This is a genomic window from Methylobacterium aerolatum (assembly GCF_022179085.1).
In the GTDB taxonomy this organism is placed as follows: Bacteria; Pseudomonadota; Alphaproteobacteria; order Rhizobiales; family Beijerinckiaceae; genus Methylobacterium; species Methylobacterium aerolatum.
This window is the reverse complement of record NZ_BPQE01000014.1, coordinates 1-23,163: the sequence shown is the minus strand read 5'-3', so window position 1 is coordinate 23,163 and position 23,163 is coordinate 1. Positions and strand designations below refer to the sequence as shown.

Below are 23,163 nucleotides of genomic sequence, written 5' to 3'. Positions count from 1 at the left end.
CCGAGTTGCTCGTGGACCTCGCCACGCAGGCGGTCAGCCATTGCGACGTGGAACTGCATGAGACCGGCGAGATCTTTGACAAGTTGTGAGCGGAATTCTGCGCATATCACCGCTTCCATGCAAAGTTCAGCGCAACTCGTTCCGCCGGTATTTTGAGCAAAACCTCTGTATTTCAAAAGGTTAGGAGATCGTTCTTCTCTGGTACGACCCTTGCGCAACACATCATGCCGGCGCTGCCCGGCGGCGATGAACTCAGGAGGACTGCACGATGGCGCTCGACGCCTACATGACCATCAAGGGTAAGAAGCAGGGCACGATCTCCAGCGAGGCGGGGACGATCCGCAGCGCGGGCTCGGGCGCAAAGTACGACAAGCACGGCGACGAGATCGCGGTGCTGGCCTTCACGAGCAGCGTGATCAACCCGCGCGATCCGAAATCCGGCTTCACCAGCGGCGCGCGCATCCACCAGCCGGTGGTCTTCACCAAGCTGATGGACCGGTCCTCGCCGCTGCTGTGGCAGGCCCTCGCCACGGGCGAGACGCTGGAGGAGATCGTCTGCAAGTTCTACCGCCCGGATACGGCGGGCCTGGGCGAGCCGGAGGAGTTCTTCGAGTATCGGTGGCAGAATGCGAAGCTTTGCGACGGCAAGTCGTATCTTCCCCTCACTGTCGACTCGAAAAACGACCATCTTCGTCCGATGGAGGACTGGTCTTTCACTTACGAAAAGGTAACCTGGAAGCACACGAAGGCCTCGACCGAAGGTCAGGATTCCTGGCAGGCGGTCTAATCCGTCGTGGGGGGCGGGCCGGACAAACGGTCGGCCCCACTGGTGCCGCGGGCGCGCATGGCGACGGAACGGGGTCCGCTCCGTCGCGGCAGGGCGCTCCGGCCCGGGGACCGGGACGCCGGCGGTCTGACGCGGTCAGCCGACGGCCCCCGGGCACGACACCCGTCGCGGTACCGGGCGCCGTCTGGGGCCGGCGCCCGGATACTGCAGCGAACGAGGTGGATGTTGTGATCGCCGAGGCGCTCATCGACCTGACGACGAGTCTCGCCACCGAGCGGCGGCTGGAGACGCTTCTGGCCGCCGTCGTGGCCGCCGCCTGCCGTCTCGCCCATGCCGAGGGCGGGCGGGCGATGGTGCTCGACCGGACCGGGCGGCACCTGCACGGCCTCGTCGGACAGCACGAGGGAGGCGCCGACCTCGTAGCGGGCGCCGGCGGGATCGCCGTCTACGGGGAAGGGGGCGCCTTCTCCTTGAAGGATCCGAGCGTCTTCGCGGTGGTGACGGGCACGGTCGTCACCGTGGCCGACACGCGCGCCTACAGCGGCTTCGACTTCTCCGCCCACCACGCCTGGGACGCGCGCTCGGGCCTCACCACCCGGGCCTTCGTGGCCGTGCCGCTCTGGAGCGTCGAGGGGCAGACGCTCGGAGTGCTGCAACTCATCAACCCCCGGGCGACGGCGACCGGCGAGCCCGGCGCCCTGTCGAAGGACGTGGAGCGCGCCGTCGGCGCGGTGGCGGCCCAGGCCGCCCTTGCCGTCGCCAACGCCCGTCTCCACGAGGAAAACCGGGCCCTGATCCGGCAACTCGACCGCAGGGCCGCGAGCCCGGCGCCCGCGAAGGCGGCGGCGCCGGGGGAGCCCGTGTCCTCGCGCCTCGGCGCGGTGGTCGGGGAGAGCCCGCCCTTCCGGACGGCCCTGCAACTGGCCGAGCGGGCGGCGAGCGCCTCGGTGGCCGCGCTGCTGCTCGGCGAGACGGGCACGGGCAAGGAGGTCTTCGCCCACGCCATCCACCGGCTCAGCCCCCGCCGGGCGAAGCCCTTCGTGGCCCAGAACTGCGCCGCACTGCCGGAGACGCTGCTGGAGAGCGAGCTGTTCGGCCACCGCAAGGGCGCCTTCTCGGGAGCCGTGGCGGACAAGAAGGGCCTCGTGCACGAGGCGAGCGGCGGTACCCTGTTCCTCGACGAAATCGGGGACATGCCCCTCGCCCTGCAGGCGAAGATCCTGCGCCTTCTGGAGGAAGGCTGCATCCGGCGGCTGGGCGACACCCGGCAGGAGCAGGTCGATGTCCGCATCGTCGCGGCCACCAACGTCGATCTCCCGCGCAAGATCGCCGAGGGGTCTTTCCGGGAGGATCTCTACTACCGGCTGAGCGTCTTCCCCATCGTCATCCCGCCGCTGCGGGAGCGCCCGTCGGACATCCCCCTCCTGGCCGACTTCTTCCTCGGCCGCATCGCCCGCGACCAGGGGCGCGCGCCCTTCGCGCTGACGCCCCGGGCGCTGGACGCCCTGAGCCGCTGGCGCTTTCCCGGCAACGTCCGCGAGTTGCGCAACATCGCCGAGCGGGCGGCACTGCTGGTCGACGGCGACCAGCCCATCGACCTCGCCCATCTCCCGCCCGCCCTGGGGCGGATCGCGCCGGAGATGGCGGCGCCGCAGGCCGCCGCCGCGGGAGAGGAGGGCCTGCGCGCCGCCCTGCACCAGTACGAGGCCATCTACATCGCCAAGACCCTGCGAGAGGCCGGCTGGAACCAGAGCCGGGCCGCCCGGCGGCTTCAGATCTCCCGGCGCAGCCTTGTCGAGAAGGTCCGCCGCTATGCCATCCGGGGGTCCTGAGATGCGCCCGCCGCCCGTGCCGGGCTCCATCGTCCTCCGGTGCCCGCGCGGCACCGGGCGGCCCGCCTGAGGAGCCCCGGCGGATGCCCGCGATCATCAAGCCGCGCACCCTCGGCATCATGACGCAGACCGAGCGGCAAGGCTCGGGCGCAAGCCTGATCGTCTCCGCCTACGGGATGTTCCACCTCGCCACGCCCGATCCGTGCCGGTTCGAGGACGAGCAGGGCCTGTGGCTCATGGTCGGCAAGGAGCTTCCGCCCGGCGCCATCTTCGACGGCGGGATGCCCAAGCCTGTGGCGGAGGTGCTGGTGGGCGGCTACGCGGCGGCGGCGGGGGGCAGGCCCGTGCCGCGGATGGGCCTCTCGTGGGAGGTCGCGGGCCGCCGCAAGAGCCTGCTGGTCACCGGGGACCGGACGTGGCGTCTGGCGAACACCAGCGCGGCGGCGACGGAGCCCGTGCCCTTCGTGCAGATGCCGCTGACGCCCGCGCGCTGCTTCGGCGGCGAGGGTTTCGCGCCGAACCCGGCGGGCACCGGCTTCCGGGCGCGGGAGCGCGTGATGGCGCACGAAGCCGTCGCCCTGCCCAACCTCGAGATTCCCGAACAGGCCGTGCGGTCCTTTACCGATACGCCCGACCCGGCGGCCTTCGGGCCCATGGCCTTCGACGCGAAGGAGCGCCTGCGCCATGCCGGCACCTACGACGGAGCGTGGCTGAGGACGCGGGCGCCGGGCCTCGCCGCCGACGTCGATCCCCGCCTGTTCCTGTTTGCCCCTGGGGAGCAGCGGCTGACAGGCTTCCTTCAGGGGGGCGAAGACTATCGGCTGCGAGGCTTCAGCGCGGACCATCCGACCATCGAGGGCAGGCTGCCGGATTTCCGGGTGCGCTGCTTCGTCGGGTGGACCGCCGCCGGCAAGCCCGTGGTCGAGGTCCGGATGCGGATCGACACGCTCTGGCTGTTCGCCGGGGCCGGGCGGGGCATCCTCATCCATCGCGGCACCCTGGCCGTAGAGGATTTCGAGGCCGCCGACGTGGCCGACGTCATGCTCGCCTACGAGCGGCCCGACGCCGCCTTGCCCGAGGCTCATTACCTGCGGGTGCGGGAGTTGCGGACGGACCGGGAACAGGCGTTCAAATACGCCCTCGCCGACCACCAGCTCTCCCCCGCGCGGCCCCAGGAACAGCTCGACGCGCGGGCGGCCGCCCGGCGCGACCGCGACGGGGCGCGCCGGGCGAAGCAGGAGGCGGATCTCGCGTGGATCGAGCAAAAATATCTCGCCGGTTCGTCCATCCCGCCCGAACTCCGGCCGCCGCCGCCGAAGCTTCCGCCCGACGACGAGACCGCCCTCCCGTTGCCGCTCCCGGAGGAGATCGCCAGCGGCGAGATCGACCTCGCAGCGCTCCTCGACGCAATGGAGGCGACTCAGCGCCGGCTCGAGACCACCGTCCATACGGCGCAGGCCGAAATGGAGCCGAAGACCCGGGCCATCGAGGAGTTCAAAACTAGCGATACGGAGGCCGGCGCCGTCGACCGGCTCTTTGCCGGCCTCGGCAAGGAGCATGTCGCTGCCGACCTCGATTCCCGTTCTCCAAACCTGCCCGATCTCGGCGAGATCAAGCCCGTCACCGACGAGCAGGCGAAGGCCTTCGCGGCGGCGGACGGGGCGAAGGATTGGCGGAAGGCGCTGTGGGACGCGGCGCATCCGCAGGTCGACGAGGCCGCCCAGCTCGCGCTGGCCCGGGCGCGTTTCCTCGGCCTCCCAGAGGCCAACATGCTCTCAAGCCTTTCCAACGCGCTCGATAGGGCGACCTTCGCGATCCCCGACATCGACCTGAGTACCGTGGAGGGGCACCCTGCCGTGAGCCCGGCGGCGGACGAGGGCCTCGCCCGGGCCCTCGCCATGCTCGACTCGAGCCCGGGGCTCAAGCCGGACACGTCCCGGTCCGTCAGGGACAGTCTGGCCGACGCCGACGCCAAGCTTCGGGCCGGCCTTCCCAATCTCAAGGCGAAGCCGGGGGAAGCCCTGGAGACCCTGAGCGCGGCCCAAGCCCGGATGGAGGCGCGCGATCCGTCGAAGAGCCCGGCCGAGACACTCGGCGAGAGTCGCACGCGGATGGCGGAACTGGAAGGCCAGCTTCGCGAGCGGATGGCGAAGGAATCGGAGACGGCCGAGGAAACCCTGGCGGCGATGCGGCGCATCTCGCCGTCGCCGACCCGGCCGGAGGAGCCCTTCACGGACCACGTCGCCCGTGCCCTCGGCGCGTTGATCCTGGCCGAGGCCCGCGCCGGTCTGTCCCTGGTAGGGCGGGACCTCGCGGGCGCCGACCTGAGAGGCGCGGATTTGTCGGGCCACGACCTGTCCGAGGCCCTCATGGAGAACGTGCGGCTGGATGGTGCGACGCTCACGGGCGCGCGCCTCGCCGGAGCGACCCTGTGCGGCGCCTCCCTCGTCGGCGCCGATCTCTCCGGCTGCGACCTCACCGGGACAAACCTCGCGAAGGCCGACGCCACCCGGGCGCGCTTCGCCGATGCGAGACTGGTCGAGACCACCCTCCTCGACGGGCGCTTCAGCGACGCCGCCTTCGAAGGCGCCGAGTTGCGGGAGATCATGGCCACGGGCATTCCATTCGACGGCGCCTCATTCCGGCGGGCGCGGGCGTCGTCGTGCCTGTTCACGCGCTGCGATTTCGCTGGGGCGCGCTGGACCGGCGCTTCGCTCACACGGGTCCATTTCATCGACGGGGACTGCACCGGCATCGCCTTCGTCGATGCCCGGCTGGCGGAGGTGTCCTTCCTGAAGATCCGGGCGGGTGGAGCCGATTTCAGCGACGCGACCTACGATACGGTGACCTTCGCGGGCGAGGTCGATCTGCAGGGTGCGCTGTTCCCGCGGATCACCGGTCAACGGTTCAGTATCCAGGGAACGGATCTCAGCGATGCCTGTTTCGAGCGCGCCCGCCTCGACGCGGCCTGTTTCACGCAGGCGGTGATGACGCGGGCGAACTTCAAGGCAACGTCGCTGAAGCGGGCGATCCTGGCCCGCAACGACCTCGGCGCCGCCGATTTCAGCTACGCCAACCTATGGGAGGCGCAGCCCAATCGTGCGGACCTGCGCGGCGCCTCCTTCGCCTGCGCCAATCTCTACGGCGCAGACCTCTCGGATGCCCGACTGACCGGGGCCGACCTCGCGGACGCCAATCTCGGCCGCACCGTGCTGAGGCTCGCCAGCCATGGTTGAGGAGTTCCTCGACCACCTCGCCCACAACCACCCCTACTTGAACGGCCAGCTCGACGGCGCCGACCTTACGGGGCTCTCGCTGACCGCGGGGACGGTCAGGGGCACGTCGTTCACGCGGGCCGACCTGTCCGGGGCGCGCTTGACGGACATGACGTTCGTCGCCTGCGATCTCACCGGCTGCCGGTTCGACGGGGCATCCCTCGACCGGTGCTCGTTCATCGAATGCTCGGGGCCGCAGAGCACGTGGCGGGACGTCCAGGCGGTCATGACGACGTACATGGCCTGCGCGCTGCCCGGCGCCACCTTCACCGGAGCCGCGCTCTCGCGCAGCAACCTGATGCGCTGCGATCTCACGGGGGCGGTGCTGGCACGCTGCGCGCTGGAGGCGAGCTCGCTCGCCGAATGCACGCTCGGCGGCATCGATCTCTCGGAGACGAGGCTCGTCAACGGGGCGATCACCCAGGCCGACCTGCGGGAGGCCGCGATCGACGGCTTCTGCTGCGATCACGCGATGCTCGCGGGCTGCGACCTGACGGGCCGGGACCTGCGCTCCGTGACCCTCACTCGGATCAGCTTGATGAAGGCCAAGCTCGACCGGGCGAACCTGTCGGGCGCGGATCTGTCGGGTGCGATCCTGATGGAGGCGAGCCTCGTCGGAGCGGTGCTCGCGGACGCACAGGCACCCATGGCGATCTTCGCCGGGGCGAATCTGAGCGGCGCGGACCTGTCGGGCGCGCGGCTCAGCCACGCCGTGTTTCAGGGATGCCGGGCGGAGGGCAGCCGGTTCGATCGGGCACGGCTCGACAACACCGTGTTCACGGGCGCCCAGGCCGACGCTGCTTCGTTCCGCGAGGCGCAGTGCGCCTACGCGCAGTTCCACCATGCCGGTCTCGACCACGCCGATTTCAGCAACGCAGCCTTCCTGCGCACCGATTTCCATGGCGCACGAATCGCGGGCGCGACCTTCCACGGCCGCACCGGGACCATGCTGGAGACGGTGGACGAACGCGTGATCGGCGAACTCTACGATCCGAGCGTCGTCAGGCCGCTCGCCACCCCGGAGTGAAGCGATGCCCTTCTGGAATGCAAATCTCGGCGGCATGAACCTGGGATGCGCCGACGTGTGCAAGACACCGATCGGGCCGCTGGTGATCCCGATCCCTTACTGCAACGTCGCCATGCTGCCGACCGCGATCCCGAGCCAGCAGAAGGTGTTCGCGATGGGTAGTCCGGTCCACAACCTGAGCACCGTCATGCCGATGTCGATGGGCGACAGCCCCGGCGTCCTGTTGGGCATCATCTCGGGGCTGGTGATGGGACCCTCCGCCGCTCAGATGGGCTCGAACAAGGTGTTCATCTGCGGCCCTCCCGTCGCGAAGTTCGGAATGCCGGCGAAGCAGAACGGCCTCGGCCCGAACGTCATCGGCGCCACGATCGCGCCGTCCCAGACCAAAGTCATGGCCTTGTCTTGAAACAAGCAGCCATGGGAGAGCCACGATGACCCGTCAATACGAAGAGGAAACCGGCCGGGCAGGGGACCCCTTCCTGCGAATGCTGCAACCGGAAGAACCGAACGCTCCTTTCACGGAGTCCTCGTATTTCCGCCTCGGCAGCTATGTGTCCTTCAACGGCGAGGAGGATTGCCTCGTCACCCATTTGCACACGACGCGGAGCCGAACGTCGAAGGACCTCGCCGTGCCGGGGTCGGGCCTGGCCACGACGGTCGATCTGCTCGGGCCGGCCTATGCCGCGTCCTTCAATTCACGAACGGCTGGTACGGCTACGAATGACGCGATCCCATCCAGCCCAATCGCATCCTCGAACGACGGTATTCTGCTCTACACCGATCGTGATCTCAACGAAAACGTCAGGGGCGCGGTCCTGCAGAAGTACGGGCAGGGCCAAGTCACGGAAGTCATCGACTGCGACGTCTCATATAAGGTCAAAAACGGTAAGTACGACTTATTTGTCAACAACGGCATCAATATCGTTGCGGGACAGCCCGACAACCCGGCCAATATCAACATAACAGCACAAGGACATTACACTGAAAAGGCCCTTGGAGATCGATTCACAACAATATTTGGCGTATCACATAGCGAATTTATTGGTGAAAGCACTACTTTTTACATGGGTGATCGTTCCATTACTTTCATCGGTCACGAAACACAATTGAAGATGTCGACATCACATTATGTAATCATCGGCGAAGATGATTACTTTAGACTTGGTGGACGATTTCAATTTACTCTTTCCTCCGACAGAACCTATATATTCGGCAAGCAATTCACACAAGTTGTCGGAACAAAGACTGATATAGTAGTGGGCATGGAAATCAAATTTAACGTCAATGATACTTGGAAGATGGTATTTGATCGCGATGACAGCTTCAAGAACAGAGATTATAAAATAATATACAAACAGGACATCGTCGTTTGCCCAGGAACCAGCCTTAGCGTAAAAAACGACGTCATAACATTTTGCAATTACATGGTTACAAACGAAAGAGCTTCGGTTGAGAATAGTGAATACAAACAAAAAAAGGCAGATATCGAAACGGTCATCAATAAAAACTTTAGCCAATCGACGGACGCAACCAAAATGGAACAAGCGGCGATCCATCTCTTCTTATGAGCAATCCTCTTGTCTCCCGCGAGGCTTTGACCTGCACCCATCCCTTGGCGCTCGTTCGCGCTACGGTCGTCTCGCTCACCCCCGAAGGTGCGCGGGCGCAGATCCATGTCGGCGGCTCTCTCAGCGCCGCCGACATCGCCCTCGGATGCCTGATCCGACCGTTGCCTGGAGATTCCGTGCTGGCGCTCCTCGAGGACGATAAAGGCACCATCCTGCAGGTGCTCGGCCGTGCCGTAGCCGAGCGCGCGACGCTGGCCTTGCCGGGGGGAGGGGGTCTCTCCATCGAAGGCGAGGCGCTGTCCCTGTCCGCTCGGGAAACCCTCTGGCTGACGGGCGAGCGAGTCGACCTACGCGGCCGCAGCCTCGCCCTCGTCGCCGAGACCATGACGTGGCTCGGCAAGCTGCTCACGGGCGTGGTCGAGCGCTTCACCCTGTCGGCGCGTCACCACGAAACCAGCGCCGGCACGCTGATCGCGAAGGCGAACGAGCGCACCACCCTCGTCGAGGGCACCGACTCGCTGCGGGCGGAAACGCAGCTCGTGACGGTCGCGGGGGTCGCCAGCGAAACGGCGCACACGAAGGTCATCGCGGCCGCGGAGGATCTGCGGATGGACGGCAAGCGCATCGCGATGGGGTGAGGCCGAGCCGATGAGCGATGCCCCCCGCAAAGAGGCGGTGCTCCATGGCGAGCGCCTGGCTGCAGCCTGCAGGCACCTCGCCGCCGGCCGGTTGAACGAGGCCGCGTCATTGGTCGAGACGATGCTTGCCTTGCGCCCCGAGGATCCCGACGTGCTCAACCTCCACGGGAGCCTGCTGCTCGCGCGCGAGGACCTCGCCCGCGCTGCGGAGGTCTACGGCGCGGCAGCCACCGCCTATCCCGATCACGCCGCCCTCTGCGCCAATCTCGGGCTGACCCATCACCTCGCCGGCCGGCACGAGGAGGCGCGACATTGCCTTCAGCGAGCCGCTGCCCTGGCGCCGGGCGACGACATCCCGCTCCTGGCCCTCGCCACGGCACGGCTCATGGCGGGCGATGTGGCCGAGGCGGCGGAGGTGGCCGCCGCCATCCTCGCCCGCTCGCCCGAATCCCTGGAAGCGCTGGAATTGCTCGGCCTGATCGCCCTCACGCGCGGCGACCGCGCCGAGGCCGAGCGGCTGCTCCGGGAGGCGCTGCGTCGTGGCTCGACGAACCCGAGCATCCTGCGCGGGCTGTCCGTCTGCTGCCTGTGGCGCGGCGCCGCCGACGAGGCCCTGGACTTCGCCCAGCGCGGGCAGCTCCTGGCCCCCCTCGACATCGATACCCTGGAGCATCTGGCGATCTGCCAGGCCGAGGCCGGGCATCTCGCCGAGGCCGAGGCGACCTGCGCGAAGGTCCTCGCCTTCGCGCCGAAGCATGTCGGCCTGCGGGCGATCCAGGCGCGGCTGCGCATCCTGCGCGGCGAGCCCGAGGCGGCGCTGGCCGACCTGACGCAGTTCGCCAAGGCCAATCCGCATTCCACAGAGGCCCTGGCCTCCCTCGCCGCCACCGCCCGGCAAGGCGGGCGCCTCGCCGAGGCGGAGGCGCTGTGCAAGGCCGTACTCCAGCGCGAGCCGGGCAACGGTCCCGCGCGGAGGCTCGCGGACGACATCGCCCTGGCGCTGGGACGCTTCCCGCCGCGCCTCGACGACGATCTGCCGTCGTGCGCCCGGATCCTCGTGCCGTCCGACATGCTGGCGGGCGAATTCATCCTGCTCAGCCGCTTCCTTCCCGCCCTGGCGGGCGCGACCGGACGGGTGAAGCTGAGTGCGGAGGCCAAGTTTCTATCCCTGGCTTCGCATGTGCCGGTCGGGATCGAGGTCGGGCCGCCGGAGGAAGGCGAGACGATCCTGCCCCTCCGGTCGGCCCTGCGCTGCTTCGATGTGGAGGCCGACTGGCTCGGGACGCCGCGCGCCTATCTCGGGGCCGACCCGGCGCGCACGGCGCTCTGGCACCATGCCCTCCGGGAGCATCCGCGCCCGTGGATCGGCGTGACCTGGACGATCGATGCCACCGGCCTCGCGATGGATCACGTCCGCGCGGCGATCCCTCCCGGCGCCACCGCCATCAGCCTGATGACCGGAGACGGCCGGCACGCCCTCGCGGGCTGGCCGGAGGCGATCGACGCAGGCGTCCGGTTCGGCGGCTTCGCCGACATGATCGCGGCCGTGTCGCAGCTCGATGCCGTCATCGGCCCCGATACCGCCGCGACCCATCTCGCCGGAGCCCTCGGGCGTCCGGGCGCGGCGGCGGTGGGCGCGCATCAGCCGTGGTGCTGGGCCAGCCGGGAGGATCGGGCCCTGTGGTATCCGAGCCTGCGCGTGGTCCGGCAGACGCGGCCGGGGGACTGGTCCGGTGTCGCCGAGGCCCTGCGCGCCGCCTGTGCCGCCAGCCTCGACGGTGCGGAGGCGTCGCCCGGCTCGCTTGCGGAGGCGGGCCTTCCCTGACGGAACGATGCCACCCGAGGGGTCGGCAAAGTCCGGAAGGATCGATGCGGAAGCGGGAGGCGAGCGCCGTCTTGGTTTGACGTGAATGCCTGCTCCCTCGCCATTGCGAGCGAAGCGACGCAATCCAGGGATCCACCACGTTCGGTCAGGTCCCGCTTCGCTGAAGCGCTTCGCTGACGCTCGCACTGACGAGGGAGCAGGCGACCCGGATCCCACGGCTCGTAAAATGCGGTAAGGGTCACCCCATTCGCCATTGGGCGCCTGGATGACCCGACGCATGATCGACCTGACCCTGGACGCCGCCCGCACCGTCGTCGCAACCGCGCTGCGCACGGCACGGGAGCGCGGTTTCAAGCCGCTCGCGGTGGTGGTCTACGATGCCCGCGGGGCGCTCAAATGCGTCGAGGTGGAGGATGGCACATCCCTCCGCCGGGCCGAGATCGCCAGCGGCAAGGCGAATGGCGCCCTGGCCCTCGGGATGGGATCGCGGGCGATCCACGCCCGGGCGGAGGCGCAACCCTACTTCGTGGCGGCCGTGACCCACGTGGCCGGGGGCCCGGCGCTGGTGCCGGTGCCGGGCGGCGTGCTGATCCGCTCCGGCGACGGACGGCTGCTGGGCGCCGTCGGCATCTCCGGCGACACGTCGGACAACGACGAGGTCTGCGCCGTGGCCGGAATCGAGGCCGCCGGGCTGGTCGCCGAGACGGGCGCCTGATGCCGGGCCGGCCCGCGCGACCGGGCCTGCGGCGGCGGGACTGGCTGGCCGGGGCCGCCGCCTTCGGCGCCGCCGGCCCCGCCCGGGCCGCCGAGCCGCTGCTCTACCGCCGGGGCAACGACGCCGACCCGGAAACCCTCGATCCGCACAAATCCTCGACCGTCGCTGAGGCGCATATCCTGCGCGACCTGTGCGACGGGCTGCTCACCTATGACAATGCGGGCGCCATCGTGCCGGGCGCGGCCACGCGATGGAGCGTCTCGCCGGATGGCCTGACCTACCGTTTCACCCTCGACCCGGCCGGGCGCTGGTCGAACGGCGACGCGGTGACGGCGGAGGATTTTGTCTTTTCCCTCCGGCGGATCATGGATCCGGCGACGGGCGCCAAATACGCCGAGATCCTGTTTCCGATTCTCAATGCGCCCGCCGTGAACAAGGGCGAGCAGCCGCCCGAGGCGCTCGGCGTCGCTGCGCCCGATCCCGGCACCGTCGTCATCCAGCTGTCGGAGCCGACGCCGTACTGCCTCGAACTCCTGACCCATCAGACGGCGGCGCCGGTCCACGCGCGGTCGCTGGCCCGCCACGGCGAGGGGTTCACCCGGCCGGGGAACCTCGTCACGAACGGCCCCTACCGCCTCGTGGATTCCGTGCCGGGCGACCGCATCACCTTGGAGGCCAACCCGCACCATCCGGCGGCGGGGTCGCTGGCGATCCGCCGGGTGGCCTTCCTGCCGACGCCGGACCTGTCGAGCGCCGTCCGCCGCTACGCCGCCCGGGAGATCGAGTCGCTGGCCGACCTTCCGGGCGACCAGATGGCGGCTTTGCGCGACCGCTTCGGCACGCAGGTGGTGCTCGGCCCGGCGCTGGGCCTCGCGGCCCTGATGGTGAACACCGCCAAGGCGCCGTTCTCGGATGCCCGGGTTCGCCGGGCGCTGTCGCTGGTGATCGACCGCGACTACCTCGCCACCGCCCTCTGGGGCGGGACGATGAGCCCCGCCTACTCGCTCTGCCCGGCCGGGCTCGATCATTACCGCACGCCGCCCGAGACGGCGGGGCGTGCGGGCCTGCCCATCGACCACGAGGAGGAGGCCCGCGCCCTCCTGACGTCGGCGGGGTTCGGGCCGCAGAACCGGTTGCGCCTCGAGTACCGGTTCAACATGAGCGACAACAACCGCAACACGGCGGTGGCCCTCGCGGAGATGTGGCGCGACATCGGGATCGACACCCGCTTCGTCTATACGGATGCCAAGACCCATTTCGCCTACCTGCGCGACGGGGGCGATTTCGACATCGCCCGCATGTCCTGGATCGCCGACTATTCCGATCCGCAGAATTTTTTGTTCTTGCTGAAGACCGGAAACGATGGCTTCAATTCCGGGCATTGGTCCAATCCCGAATACGATGCCCTCCTCGACGCGGGCGCCAAGGAGCGGGACCTCGCGCGACGGGCCGACCTGCTCTACGCGGCGGAGGAGATCGCCCTGAGGGACCTGCCCTGGATCCCGATCATGCACTACCGCAGCAAGGCGCTGATCTCCCCGCGCCTGCACGGCTACCGGCCGAACCTGCGCAACGCCATGCCGACCCGCTACCTGAGGCTCGATCCATGATCGGGCATCGCCCATGATCGGGCATCACCGATGATCGGCCTCGTCCTGCGCCGGCTCGCGCAAGGGGTCCCGACGCTGTTCGCCGTCGTCGCCGTGAGCTTCTTCCTGATGCGGCTCGCCCCCGGCGGCCCCTTCGATCTGGAGCGCCCGCTCTCCCCGGCCGCCATGGAGAACCTGCGTAAGGTCTTCGGGCTCGACCGGCCGCTGATCGCGCAGTTCGGCGGCTACCTCGCGGCCCTGGCCCAGGGCGACCTCGGCCCCTCCTTCTCCTTCCGCGACCGGAGCGTCGCCGGGCTGATCGCGCAGGGCCTGCCCGTCTCCGCCACGCTCGGCGCCCTCGCCCTGGCCCTCTCGGCGGTCCTTGGCATCGGGCTCGGGACGCTGGCCGCCCTCCGGCAGGGCGGAGCGGTCGATCGGGTCATCGGCCTCACGGCGGCGCTCTCCCTGTCGCTGCCGAGCTTCGTGGTGGCCCCGCTCCTCCAGATCGCCTTCGGGCTGACGCTGCGCTGGCTGCCGCTCAGCGGCTGGGAGGCGGGATCGCCGAGCCACCTCGTCCTGCCCGTCCTGACGCTGGCCCTGCCGCAGGTCGGCGCCCTGGCGCGGCTGACGCGGACATCGCTGGCGGAGGCCCTGCGGATGCAACCAGTGCGGACCATGCGCAGCCTCGGCCTGCCGCCCGGCCGCGTGACCCGGCACACGCTTCGCGGCGCGCTGCTGCCGGTGGTGGCCTATCTCGGGCCGCTGGCCGCCGCCCTGCTCACCGGCTCGGTGGTGGTGGAGACGATCTTCGGCCTGCCCGGCATCGGCCGCTACTTCGTCGAGGGTGCGCTGAACCGGGACTACACGCTGGTCATGGGCGTGGTGCTCCTCGTGGCCGCCCTGGTGATCGTGTTGAACCTCGCCGCCGACCTCGCCTGCGCCTGGCTCGATCCGCGCCTGAGGGTGGCGCGGTGAAGGCGGCGCCCACGCCGGGTCGGCGGGTTCTCAGCCGCCTCGTGCGACAGCGGGGGGCAATGACGGCCCTGGCCGTCCTCGTCCTCGTGGCGCTCGCCTGCCTCGCGGGCCCCGGCCTGACGGGGACCGAACCCGACCGGTTCTATCCCGACCTGCGGCTTCTGCCCGCCGGGCTCGGCGCACAGCCCGACGAGGCGCATCTCGGCTTGGCGCTGGAGCGGATCGCCTTCCGCATACGCGCCAGGGTGGCCGAGGCGACCCGCGACGGCGAGACCCTGCGCCTCGTCCTCGCGGCCGATGCGCCCATCGACCGGCGCGGCCTCGTCTACCTGCCGCGCTCGGACCTGTTCGGGCCCGCACGGGTCGTCGGCGAGGAGGAGGGCGGCCGCCGCCTCATCCTCGCCGTGCCGGTGCGGGCGCTGCACTTTCCCCTGGGGACCGACATCCACGGCCGCGACCTCCTGGCGCGGAGCCTCGTCGCGGGCCGGGTGTCCCTGGCGGTGGGCCTCACCGCGACCCTCGTCGCGCTGCTGATCGGCATCGCCTACGGGGCCACCGCCGGGCTGGTGGGCGGGGCGGTGGACGCGGTGATGATGCGGATCGTGGACGCCCTCTACGCGCTGCCCTTCATCTTCTTCGTGATCCTGCTGCTGGTCTTCTTCCGGGCGAGCCTCGGCCTGATGCTGGTGGCCATCGCGGCGGTGGAATGGCTCGACATGGCCCGGATCGTCCGGGCGCAGACGTTATCCCTGCGCGAGCGGGATTTCGTCCGGGCCGCCCGGGCTCTGGGCTCCTCCACGCCGCGCCTGCTCGCCCGGCACATCGTGCCGAACGCCCTCGGGCCGATCGCGGTGGCGGCGACGCTCCTCGTGCCGCAGGTGATCCTGCTCGAAAGCTTCCTGTCCTTCCTCGGCCTCGGCGTGCAGGAGCCGCAGACGAGTTGGGGCGTGCTCATCGCCGAGGGCGCCCGGTCCATCGAGACAGCCCCCCACATGCTCGCCGCCCCCGCCGCCTTCCTGATCGCGACGCTGGTCAGCTTGACCGTGTTCGGCGATGGGCTGGCGGATGCCCTCGACCCCCGCGGGAGGGAAACGTAACTCTCCGTCGGTGCTGGAGCGTTCTCGGGGGAACCTGGATCACTTCGCTGCCCCCGTCAGTGCGGGCGTCAGCAACGCCATCCAGGGCAGCGGGACCTCGCCGAACGTGGCGGATCGCTGGATTGCTTCGCTCCGCTCGCAAGGACGGGGAGGGAAAAGCCTCACTCCAGCACGCGGACCGGCGCGCCGCCGAGCCACGCCTCGATGTCCTCCACCGCCTGGGTGAAGAAGCGCCGGTAGTTCGCCTCCGAGACGTAACCGAGATGGGGCAGGGCGAGGACGTTCGGCAGGTGGCGGAAGAGGCTGTCGGGCGGAAGCGGCTCGGTGTCGAAGACGTCGAGCCCGGCGCCCGCGATCCATCCCCGTTCCAGCGCGGCGACCAGCGCCGCCTGATCGACGAGGCCGGCGCGGGAGGTGTTGATGAGGAAGGCGCTTTCCCGCATCCGCCGCAACTCCGCCTCACCGACGATGCTGCGGGTTCGCTCGCCGAGCACGAGGTGCAGCGACAGGACGTCGGCGGCCTCGCACAGGGCCTCCTTCGAGGGGGCGAGGGTGGCGCCCGCCTCCGCCGCGCGCTCCGCCGTGAGGTTCTGGCTCCAGGCGATCACCTCCATCCCGAAGGCGCGGCCCACCGCCGCCACGCGCTGGCCGATCTTGCCGAGGCCCATCACACCCAGCGTCTTGCCCGCCAGATCGACGCCCACGGTGCTCTGCCACGGGCCGTTCGCGCGCAGGTTGCCTGCCTCCAGGGGCAGGTGCCGGGCAAGGCCGAGGATCAGCGCCCAGGTCAGTTCGGCGGGCGGCGTCGGGCTCGACTCCGTGCCGCAGACGGTGATGCCCCGCTGCCTCGCCGCCGCGAGATCGATGGAGAGGTTGCGCATCCCGCTCGTCACGAGGAGCTTCAGCCGGGGCAGGCGGGCGAGGAGGTCCGCCGGAAACGGCGTACGCTCCCGCATGATGACGAGGATCTCGGCCTCACCGATCCGGGACACCAGTTCGTCCCGGTCGCCGATATACTCACCGATCCGGCCGACACGCACGCCCGGCGCGAGCCGGTCCCAGTCGGCGAAGCGGAGGGCGGCATCCTGATAGTCGTCGAGGATCAGGCAAGTCGTCATCGGGCGGGTCCGGCCGGGGGGTGCAGAAACCAACGGTCATCTGGCTGGGCGCGTCGGAGCGCCGGGAGCGGGTTTCCACTCATCCTTCGGCCTCGGTCAAGGGGCGAGGGTGACGTCGGCCTCGCACCGTCGTCGACGGCTTCGGGCACGAGGGTGTCGCGCCGCGCGGGGGTCGTCCCGTCGGCGGAGGGCGACCGGGCCGGGGTGGCTGACAACCGCTCACGCCCCGCCGAGGCTTCGCCCCCTTCTCCGTTGACACTACCTTGGCGGTGTCTATCGATACCGGCGCATACAAAATCCGCAGGACCACCTGCGGGTCACGAGGAAATGCCGGGCCCCCGAGGCCCCGACCGGGAAGGCGTTCGCCATGCTCTTTACCCGCCGCCGTCTTCTGTCGGCCGGTTCCACCGCCCTCGTCGCCGGGATCGCCGCGCCCCATGTGGCCCGCGCCCAGAAGGCGGAGTTCACCTACAAATACGCGAACAACCTGCCTGACACGCACCCGATGAACGTGCGGGCCAAGGAGATGGCCGAGGCCCTGCGCACCGAGAGCGGCGGCCGGTTCGATCTGAAGATCTTCCCCACGAGCCAGCTCGGCTCCGACACGGACACGCTGAGCCAGCTGCGCAACGGCGGTGTCGAGTTCTTCACCCTTTCTCCGCTGATCCTCTCGACCCTCGTGCCGAATGCCTCGATCAACGGCATCGGCTACGCCTTCGCCGACTACGACAAGGTCTGGGCGGCGATGGACGGCGAGCTGGGCGCCTGGGTGCGAGGGCACATCGCCAAGGCGAACCTCATCGCCATGGATAAGATCTGGGACAACGGCTACCGGCAGACCACCGCCTCGACCAAGCCGATCACCGGCCCCGACGACCTGAAGAACTTCAAGATCCGCGTCCCGCCGTCGCCCCTCTGGACCTCGATGTTCAAGGCCTTCGACGCGGCGCCGACCACGATCAACCTCAACGAGACCTATTCGGCCCTCCAGACCCGGATCGTGGACGGCCAGGAGAACCCGCTCGCGGTGATTTCCACCACCAAGTTCTGGGAGGTGCAGAAGTACTGCTCGCTCACGAACCACATGTGGGACGGCTACTGGTTCCTCGCCAACCGCCGGGCCTTCGAGAAGCTGCCAGCCGACCTGCGCGATTTGGTGGCCAAGCACATCAACGCCGCCGGGATGAAGGAGCGCGAGGACGTCGCCAAGCTCAACGCCAGTCTCCAGGCGGACCTCACCAAGAGCGGCATGGTCTTCAACAAGCCCGACCCGGAGCCCTTCCGGGACAAGCTGCGCAAGGCCGGCTTCTACTCGGAGTGGAAGGGCCGCTACGGCGAAGAGGGCTGGTCGATCCTCGAGAAGTACACCGGGAAGCTCGCCTGATGGCGGCCACCGCGCCGCGGGGCGGGGTTGCCCCCAACACGCGGCGGGTGATGAACCTCGCCCATTTCCTGCGCAAGAACGCCCGGCGGCTTCCGGATGCCGCCGGGCTCGTCCAGGGCGGGCGGGTGTGGAGTTGGGGCGAACTCGATGCCCGGGTCGATGCCATGGCCGCCGCGCTCGCCGGGCGCGGCGTCGTGAAGGGCGACCGGGTGCTGGTGCAGTCGCGCAACGGCCACCAGCTGTTCGAATCGATGTTCGTCTGCTTCCGCCTCGGCGCGGTGTGGGTTCCGACGAACTACCGCCAGACGCCCGCCGAGGTCGCCTACCTCGCCAAGGCGAGCGGCGCCCGCGCCCTGATCTGCGGCAGCGTCTTCCCCGAGCACGCGGCGGCGATCCGGGCCGAATGCCCGGATCTCGACGTCGTGGTGGAGATCGGCGGCGCCTCGTTCGGTGAGGATTACGATGGCCTCGTGGCCGCCCATGACGGCCAGGCGGCGCCGGTGGCCGACGTCGAGCACGACGACCCGTGCTGGTTCTTCTTCACCTCCGGCACGACGGGACGACCCAAGGCGGCGGTGCTGACCCACGGGCAGATGGGCTTCGTCATCACCAACCATCTCTGCGACCTGATGCCGGGGACGACCGAGGCGGACGCCTCCCTCGTGGTGGCGCCCCTGTCGCACGGCGCCGGCATCCACCAGCTGGCCCAGGTCGCGGCGGGGGCGACGACGGTGCTGACGGCGGGCGAACGGCTCGACCCGGAGGAGGCGTGGTCCCTCGTCGCGCAGTGGCGCGTCGCGAACATGTTCACGGTGCCGACCATCGTGAAGATCCTGACCGAGCACCCGGCGGTGGAAAGGCACGACCGGTCGAGCCTGCGCCACGTCATCTATGCCGGCGCGCCGATGTACCGGGAGGACCAGAAACGCGCCCTGAGGGCGCTGGGGCCGGTGCTGGTGCAGTATTTCGGTCTCGGCGAGGTGACGGGCAACATCACGGTGTTGCCGCCGCGCCTGCACGCGGCCGAGGACGGGCCCGGCGTGAAGGTCGGCACCTGCGGCTTCGAGCGGACGGGGATGCAGGTCGATATCCAGGACCCGGAGGGGCGCTCCCTACCCCCCGGCCAGACCGGCGAGATCTGCGTCTGCGGCCCGGCGGTCTTCGCGGGCTACTACGACAACCCGAAGGCCAATGCCGAGGCGTTCCGCAACGGCTGGTTCCGCACGGGCGACCTCGGCCATCTCGACGGGCAGGGATTCCTGTTCATCACCGGCCGCGCCTCCGACATGTACATCTCCGGCGGCTCCAACGTGTACCCGCGCGAAACCGAGGAGAAGCTCCTCAAACACCCAGCCATCGCGGAAGCCGCGATCCTCGGGGTGCCGGACCCGACCTGGGGCGAGGTCGGCGTGGCGGTCTGCACCCTGCGGCCGGGGGAGACCGTGGAGGAGCCTGCGCTGATCGCATGGCTCTCGGCGGAGGTGGCCCGCTACAAGCTGCCCAAACGCGTCTTCTTCTGGGACGAGCTGCCGAAATCCGGCTACGGCAAGATCACCAAGCGGGCCATCCGCGAGGGTCTGGAGCAACGGGGGGCGCTGCCCCTCGACGGAAAGCGGTAGACCGTCGTTTCGCACGTCCGTCATTGCGGGCGGCGCGAAGCAATCCAGGGCGGCGGGACGCGTGAAGCCTCGGCGCATCCCCGGATCGCTTCGCATCGCTCGCACCGCCGACACGGGCATCGAGTGAAGCAGGACACCTTTTGCCGATGGACGCGCTGACGCTCTCCGCCAAGGACATCCTCCCCGCTGACGGCGTGGGCGGCGCCCTCGTCGGCCGCGTCTGGCGGCCGGAGCACGGGGGGCCGAGCGTCGTCGCCCTGCGTGCGGGGCCCGGCGGCGCGGCGCACGTCATCGACATCACCGGCACCCACCGCACCGTCAGCGAACTCTGCGAGACCTCCGGCCCCGCCGCCGCGCTCCGCGCCGCCGGGGGCGAGGACCTGGGGAGCCTCGATGCGATCCTAGCCAACACCCCGCCGGAGGCGCGCGACCCGTCCCGCCCCTGGCTGCTCGCACCGGTGGACCTCCAGGCCCTCAAGGCGGCGGGCGTCACCTTCGCCACGTCCATGCTGGAACGGGTGATCGAGGAGCGGGCGCGGGGCGATCTGCTCGCCGCCACCGCCATCCGCGCGGAAGTGGAACGTTTGGTCGGCGACGACCTGCGGCGGTTGAAGCCGGGCTCGCCGGAGGCGATGGCGCTCAAGGCCGTGCTGGTCGCGCAGGGGGCCTGGAGCCAGTATCTCGAAGTCGGCATCGGGCCGGATGCGGAGATCTTCACCAAGGCGCAGCCCCTGTCTGCGGTGGGCTGCGGTGCCGATGCGGGGCTGCACCCGGACTCCCAGTGGAACAACCCCGAGCCTGAGATCGCCCTGGCCGTCGCCTCCGATCAGCGGATCGTCGGCGCGAGCCTCGCCAACGACGTGAACCTGCGCGACTTCGAGGGCCGCTCGGCCCTGCTGCTGGGCAAGGCTAAGGACAACAACGCCTCCTGTGCGCTCGGGCCGTTCCTGCGCCTGTTCGACGGGGATTTCACCCTCGACACGATCCGCCGGACCACGGTGAGCCTGGAGGTGGCAGGGCCGGAGGGCTTCCGCCTGGAGGGCACCTCGCCGCTCGCCGAGATCAGCCGCGATCCCGAAGAGCTGGTGACGGCCCTGATGGGCAGCACCCACCGCTACCCGGACGGGGCGATGCTGCTGCTCGGCACGATGTTCGCCCCCACGAAGGACCGGCACGGGCCCGGCCTCGGCTTCACCCACGTGGAGGGGGACCGGGTGACCGTCGCGAGCCCCGAACTCGGGCGCCTCGTCAACCGGATGCGCCCCTGCGATGCCTGTGAGCCCTGGACCTTCGGAGCGGGCGCCCTGATGCGCAACCTCGCCCGCCGGGGCCTGCTCTGACCCCCGGCAAGAACCTGAAGATGGCCCCATGACCCCGAACGCCTCCGCGCTCCTCGACCGCCTCGCGGCGATCGTCGGCCCCACCGGCCTCGTCACCGGGGAGGAGTTGCGCGGCCGGCCCGCCTCATGGACGCGGCCGGCGGAGCCCTGCGCGGCCCTCGCCCTGGTGCGCCCCCGCGACACGGCCGAGACCGGCGCGGTGTTGACGGCCTGCGCCGAGGCGGGGGCGGCGATCGTTCCCCGTGGTGGCGCCACGGGCCTCGTGGACGGCATTCTCAGCGCGCCGGACCAGATCACCCTCTCCACCGAGCGGATGACCGCGATCGAATCCCTCGATCCCCTCTCCATGACGATGGTGGCGGGCAGCGGCGTGACCATCGAGGCGGTGCAGAACGCCGCCCGCGAGGCCGGGCTGTTCTTCCCCCTCGACCTCGGCGCCCGCGGCTCGGCCACGGTGGGCGGGACGATCTCCACCAATGCCGGGGGCCTGCGGGTGCTGCGCTACGGCATGATGCGCGAGATGGTGCTGGGGCTAGAGGCGGTTCTCGCCGACGGCACGGTCGTCTCGTCGATGCGTCCGCTCATCAAGAACAACACCGGGCTCGACCTGAAGCAGCTCTTCCTGGGCACGGAGGGCACCCTCGGCATCGTCACCCGCGCCGTGCTGCGCCTGCGGCCGGAGCCCGCCGGCTACGCCACGGCGCTGGTGGCCTGCCCCGGCGTCGATGACGGCGCGCGGGTGCTGCGGGCCGCGCAATCGGCCTTCCAGGGCCGGGTGTCGTCCTTCGAAGGGCTGTGGCCCGACTTCTACCGCCTGATGACGAAGCCCGGCCGCGCCACCCCGCCACTCGGGCCGGACTACCCGTTCTACGCGATCATCGAGGTTGAATGCGTGGCCGAGGAGACGGACCGCTTCCTCGATCTCCTCGACAGGCTGATGGGCGAGGGCACCGTGCTCGATGCGGCGCTGGCCTCCTCCGAGGAGCAGCGCCAAGGGATGTGGCGCATCCGCGACCGGGTGGAGAACATGAACGCCGACGGCATCGTCCGCGCCTTCGACGTGAGCGTGCCCCTCGACCGGATGGACGGCTACGTCCGCGGGGCGCTCGCCCGGATGGCCGCGATCCCCGATTGCCGCGTCGTCGTCTACGGGCATATCGGAGACAACAACCTGCACTGGAACACGACCGACCTCGACGGGCCGGGCAACGCGGCGATCGACGCCGCCATCTACGAGCCGCTGGCCGACCTGAACGGCTCCGTCTCCGCCGAGCACGGCATTGGCCTGGAGAAGCGCGGCAAGCTCGGCCTCTCCCGCTCGGCGGAGGAGATCGCCACCATGCGCCTCGTGAAGCGCGCCCTCGATCCCGACAACCGGCTGAACCCCGGCAAGATTTTCTGAGAGTGTCGCGGTGGCGAAGGCACCCGCGGCGCAGACCGCCCGCCTCACCGTCCGCCTGACGCCCCGCGGCGGGCGGGACGCCATCGACGGCTGGATCCGCGACGCCGACGGCGCCCCCTGCCTCAAGGTCCGCGTGTCCTCACCGCCGGTGGAGGGAGCCGCGAACGAGGCGCTGGAACGGCTCATCGCCACCACCCTCAAGGTGCCGCCGCGGGCCGTGCGGATCGTCGCCGGGCATCAGGCGCGGGTGAAGCGACTGGAGATCGACGGGGTGGACGAGGCGGATCTCACGCGGGTGTTCGGGGTCGCGTGAGGATATTCAGGCCGCAGCGCGCACGTCGAGCGACAACTCTCGCCCCAAAGCGGCGAAGGCCGCTTCCAGCTTTTCCAGCCTGGACCCATGATCGAGGCGAACCAGCCGATCTACGCTTTCACGCTTCCAACCGAGTCGACGCTGCAACTCTGCCCTGGTGATGTTCGCGTCCTGAAGTGCCCAATACAATTCGACCTTCAGAGCCGTCAAAACCGGCAGACGCACATAGCCCTTCGCTTCGGCGGGCGGCCTTGGGATGGTTTCACCATCAGCGATCATGCTGGCGAGGGCAGTTTCGATCGCATCGGCGGCGTGGCGGCGAGCGTCCGCTTCATTCGCGCCGAAGGTGACGACGATCGGAAGCAGCGGGCAGGTCACCAAGAGGGTGCCATTGTCGTCAGGTTCCAGGGTGATGGGATAGGCGAGCATCACTTCAACCCCAACTGCCGCTTGATCGCGTTGACGAGCCCGGTTCCGAGTTCCTTGCGGCCACCGTCTATGGGAAGCTCGGTTTTTCGCTCACCGCGCCAGCGATGAGATGGCCCGAACCACCCTTCTCAGTTTCGAACGTGCACCCCTGAGCCGCGAGCCATCGCCGAAGTTCAACTTCCTGCGCGTTCATTCCATATGAGGTAGCCGCGGCCTGCAGTGCAATCAAC

General features: G+C 69.6%; 19 protein-coding genes. 17 read left to right on the top strand and 2 right to left on the bottom strand.

The features are described 5' to 3' along the window. The first annotated feature begins 268 nt into the window (after window positions 1–268). From MFF06_RS10460 to MFF06_RS10405, 12 genes are all read left to right on the top strand, one after another. On the top strand, window positions 269–787 hold the full coding sequence (locus tag MFF06_RS10460; protein ID WP_238203556.1) for an Hcp family type VI secretion system effector: 519 nt from the start codon (window positions 269–271) through the stop codon (window positions 785–787). Between the two features lie 218 nt (window positions 788–1,005). After that, the gene (locus tag MFF06_RS10455) at window positions 1,006–2,619 is read left to right on the top strand and encodes a sigma-54 interaction domain-containing protein (RefSeq protein ID WP_238203554.1); all 1,614 of its coding nucleotides are present in this window, start codon (window positions 1,006–1,008) and stop codon (window positions 2,617–2,619) included. 83 nt (window positions 2,620–2,702) lie between these two features. Beyond that, window positions 2,703–5,855: a DUF2169 family type VI secretion system accessory protein gene (locus MFF06_RS10450; RefSeq protein ID WP_238203552.1), complete on the top strand. Its 3,153-nt coding sequence runs from the start codon at window positions 2,703–2,705 to the stop codon at window positions 5,853–5,855. Then, window positions 5,848–6,921, top strand: a complete 1,074-nt coding sequence (locus MFF06_RS10445) for a pentapeptide repeat-containing protein (RefSeq protein ID WP_238203550.1) — start codon at window positions 5,848–5,850, stop codon at window positions 6,919–6,921. Before MFF06_RS10450 ends, MFF06_RS10445 begins: the two co-directional genes overlap by 8 nt. Before the next feature lie 4 nt (window positions 6,922–6,925). Continuing rightward, complete coding sequence (locus MFF06_RS10440) at window positions 6,926–7,327, top strand: DUF4150 domain-containing protein (RefSeq protein WP_238203548.1); 402 nt, start codon at window positions 6,926–6,928, stop codon at window positions 7,325–7,327. A gap of 25 nt (window positions 7,328–7,352) precedes the next feature. Next, entirely contained in the window at window positions 7,353–8,489 is a 1,137-nt protein-coding gene (locus MFF06_RS10435; protein ID WP_238203546.1) for a hypothetical protein, read from the top strand. Then, complete coding sequence (locus MFF06_RS10430; protein ID WP_238203544.1) at window positions 8,486–9,127, top strand: DUF3540 domain-containing protein; 642 nt, start codon at window positions 8,486–8,488, stop codon at window positions 9,125–9,127. The genes MFF06_RS10435 and MFF06_RS10430 overlap by 4 nt, the downstream gene beginning before the upstream one ends. 10 nt (window positions 9,128–9,137) lie before the next feature. Then, complete coding sequence (locus tag MFF06_RS10425; RefSeq protein ID WP_238203542.1) at window positions 9,138–10,952, top strand: tetratricopeptide repeat protein; 1,815 nt, start codon at window positions 9,138–9,140, stop codon at window positions 10,950–10,952. A gap of 277 nt (window positions 10,953–11,229) precedes the next feature. Continuing rightward, the gene (locus MFF06_RS10420) at window positions 11,230–11,667 is read left to right on the top strand and encodes a GlcG/HbpS family heme-binding protein (RefSeq protein WP_238203540.1); all 438 of its coding nucleotides are present in this window, start codon (window positions 11,230–11,232) and stop codon (window positions 11,665–11,667) included. Continuing rightward, complete coding sequence (locus MFF06_RS10415) at window positions 11,667–13,277, top strand: peptide ABC transporter substrate-binding protein (protein WP_238203538.1); 1,611 nt, start codon at window positions 11,667–11,669, stop codon at window positions 13,275–13,277. The genes MFF06_RS10420 and MFF06_RS10415 overlap by 1 nt, the downstream gene beginning before the upstream one ends. 30 nt (window positions 13,278–13,307) lie before the next feature. Next, window positions 13,308–14,231, top strand: coding sequence for an ABC transporter permease (locus MFF06_RS10410; protein ID WP_238203536.1), 924 nt, complete (start codon window positions 13,308–13,310; stop codon window positions 14,229–14,231). Continuing rightward, window positions 14,228–15,328 carry an ABC transporter permease gene (locus MFF06_RS10405; protein ID WP_370876573.1) on the top strand — a complete coding sequence of 367 codons (1,101 nt, stop codon included), beginning with the start codon at window positions 14,228–14,230 and terminating at the stop codon, window positions 15,326–15,328. The genes MFF06_RS10410 and MFF06_RS10405 overlap by 4 nt, the downstream gene beginning before the upstream one ends. A gap of 161 nt (window positions 15,329–15,489) precedes the next feature. Here the strand turns inward: MFF06_RS10405 and MFF06_RS10400 are convergent, their stop codons facing one another. After that, window positions 15,490–16,446: a D-2-hydroxyacid dehydrogenase family protein gene (locus MFF06_RS10400; RefSeq protein ID WP_238203531.1), complete on the bottom strand. Its 957-nt coding sequence runs from the start codon at window positions 16,444–16,446 to the stop codon at window positions 15,490–15,492. A gap of 367 nt (window positions 16,447–16,813) precedes the next feature. On the opposite strand from MFF06_RS10400, the gene MFF06_RS10395 reads away from it, so the two are divergent. From MFF06_RS10395 to MFF06_RS10375, 5 genes are all read left to right on the top strand, one after another. Continuing rightward, a complete protein-coding gene (locus MFF06_RS10395) occupies window positions 16,814–17,830 on the top strand; it encodes a TRAP transporter substrate-binding protein (protein WP_238203529.1) in 1,017 nt (338 codons plus the stop codon). Further along, window positions 17,830–19,449: an acyl-CoA synthetase gene (locus tag MFF06_RS10390; protein ID WP_238203527.1), complete on the top strand. Its 1,620-nt coding sequence runs from the start codon at window positions 17,830–17,832 to the stop codon at window positions 19,447–19,449. The genes MFF06_RS10395 and MFF06_RS10390 overlap by 1 nt, the downstream gene beginning before the upstream one ends. 146 nt (window positions 19,450–19,595) lie before the next feature. After that, a complete protein-coding gene (locus MFF06_RS10385) occupies window positions 19,596–20,789 on the top strand; it encodes a fumarylacetoacetate hydrolase family protein (protein WP_238203526.1) in 1,194 nt (397 codons plus the stop codon). Window positions 20,790–20,817: 28 nt separating this feature from the next. Beyond that, window positions 20,818–22,191 (top strand): FAD-binding oxidoreductase, encoded by a 1,374-nt coding sequence (locus tag MFF06_RS10380; RefSeq protein WP_238203525.1) that lies wholly within the window; start codon window positions 20,818–20,820, stop codon window positions 22,189–22,191. Window positions 22,192–22,201: 10 nt separating this feature from the next. Next, entirely contained in the window at window positions 22,202–22,504 is a 303-nt protein-coding gene (locus tag MFF06_RS10375; protein ID WP_238203524.1) for a DUF167 domain-containing protein, read from the top strand. A gap of 6 nt (window positions 22,505–22,510) precedes the next feature. On the opposite strand, the gene MFF06_RS10370 is transcribed toward MFF06_RS10375, so the two are convergent. After that, window positions 22,511–22,933, bottom strand: a complete 423-nt coding sequence (locus MFF06_RS10370) for a type II toxin-antitoxin system HicB family antitoxin (protein WP_238203523.1) — start codon at window positions 22,931–22,933, stop codon at window positions 22,511–22,513. Window positions 22,934–23,163: the final 230 nt, after the last annotated feature.

Excerpts from the sequence above, each read along its gene's own strand:
- MFF06_RS10395 (WP_238203529.1), top strand. The coding sequence starts at position 16,814 with ATGCTCTTTACCCGCCGCCGTCTTCTGTCGGCCGGTTCCACCGCCCTC.
- MFF06_RS10390 (WP_238203527.1), top strand. The coding sequence starts at position 17,830 with ATGGCGGCCACCGCGCCGCGGGGCGGGGTTGCCCCCAACACGCGGCGG.
- MFF06_RS10400 (WP_238203531.1), bottom strand. The coding sequence starts at position 16,446 with ATGACGACTTGCCTGATCCTCGACGACTATCAGGATGCCGCCCTCCGC.
- MFF06_RS10415 (WP_238203538.1), top strand. The coding sequence starts at position 11,667 with ATGCCGGGCCGGCCCGCGCGACCGGGCCTGCGGCGGCGGGACTGGCTG.
- MFF06_RS10445 (WP_238203550.1), top strand. The coding sequence starts at position 5,848 with ATGGTTGAGGAGTTCCTCGACCACCTCGCCCACAACCACCCCTACTTG.
- MFF06_RS10370 (WP_238203523.1), bottom strand. The coding sequence starts at position 22,933 with ATGCTCGCCTATCCCATCACCCTGGAACCTGACGACAATGGCACCCTC.
- MFF06_RS10380 (WP_238203525.1), top strand. The coding sequence starts at position 20,818 with ATGACCCCGAACGCCTCCGCGCTCCTCGACCGCCTCGCGGCGATCGTC.
- MFF06_RS10385 (WP_238203526.1), top strand. The coding sequence starts at position 19,596 with ATGGACGCGCTGACGCTCTCCGCCAAGGACATCCTCCCCGCTGACGGC.
- MFF06_RS10430 (WP_238203544.1), top strand. The coding sequence starts at position 8,486 with ATGAGCAATCCTCTTGTCTCCCGCGAGGCTTTGACCTGCACCCATCCC.
- MFF06_RS10450 (WP_238203552.1), top strand. The coding sequence starts at position 2,703 with ATGCCCGCGATCATCAAGCCGCGCACCCTCGGCATCATGACGCAGACC.
- MFF06_RS10460 (WP_238203556.1), top strand. The coding sequence starts at position 269 with ATGGCGCTCGACGCCTACATGACCATCAAGGGTAAGAAGCAGGGCACG.
- MFF06_RS10410 (WP_238203536.1), top strand. The coding sequence starts at position 13,308 with ATGATCGGCCTCGTCCTGCGCCGGCTCGCGCAAGGGGTCCCGACGCTG.
- MFF06_RS10440 (WP_238203548.1), top strand. The coding sequence starts at position 6,926 with ATGCCCTTCTGGAATGCAAATCTCGGCGGCATGAACCTGGGATGCGCC.
- MFF06_RS10420 (WP_238203540.1), top strand. The coding sequence starts at position 11,230 with ATGATCGACCTGACCCTGGACGCCGCCCGCACCGTCGTCGCAACCGCG.
- MFF06_RS10435 (WP_238203546.1), top strand. The coding sequence starts at position 7,353 with ATGACCCGTCAATACGAAGAGGAAACCGGCCGGGCAGGGGACCCCTTC.
- MFF06_RS10425 (WP_238203542.1), top strand. The coding sequence starts at position 9,138 with ATGAGCGATGCCCCCCGCAAAGAGGCGGTGCTCCATGGCGAGCGCCTG.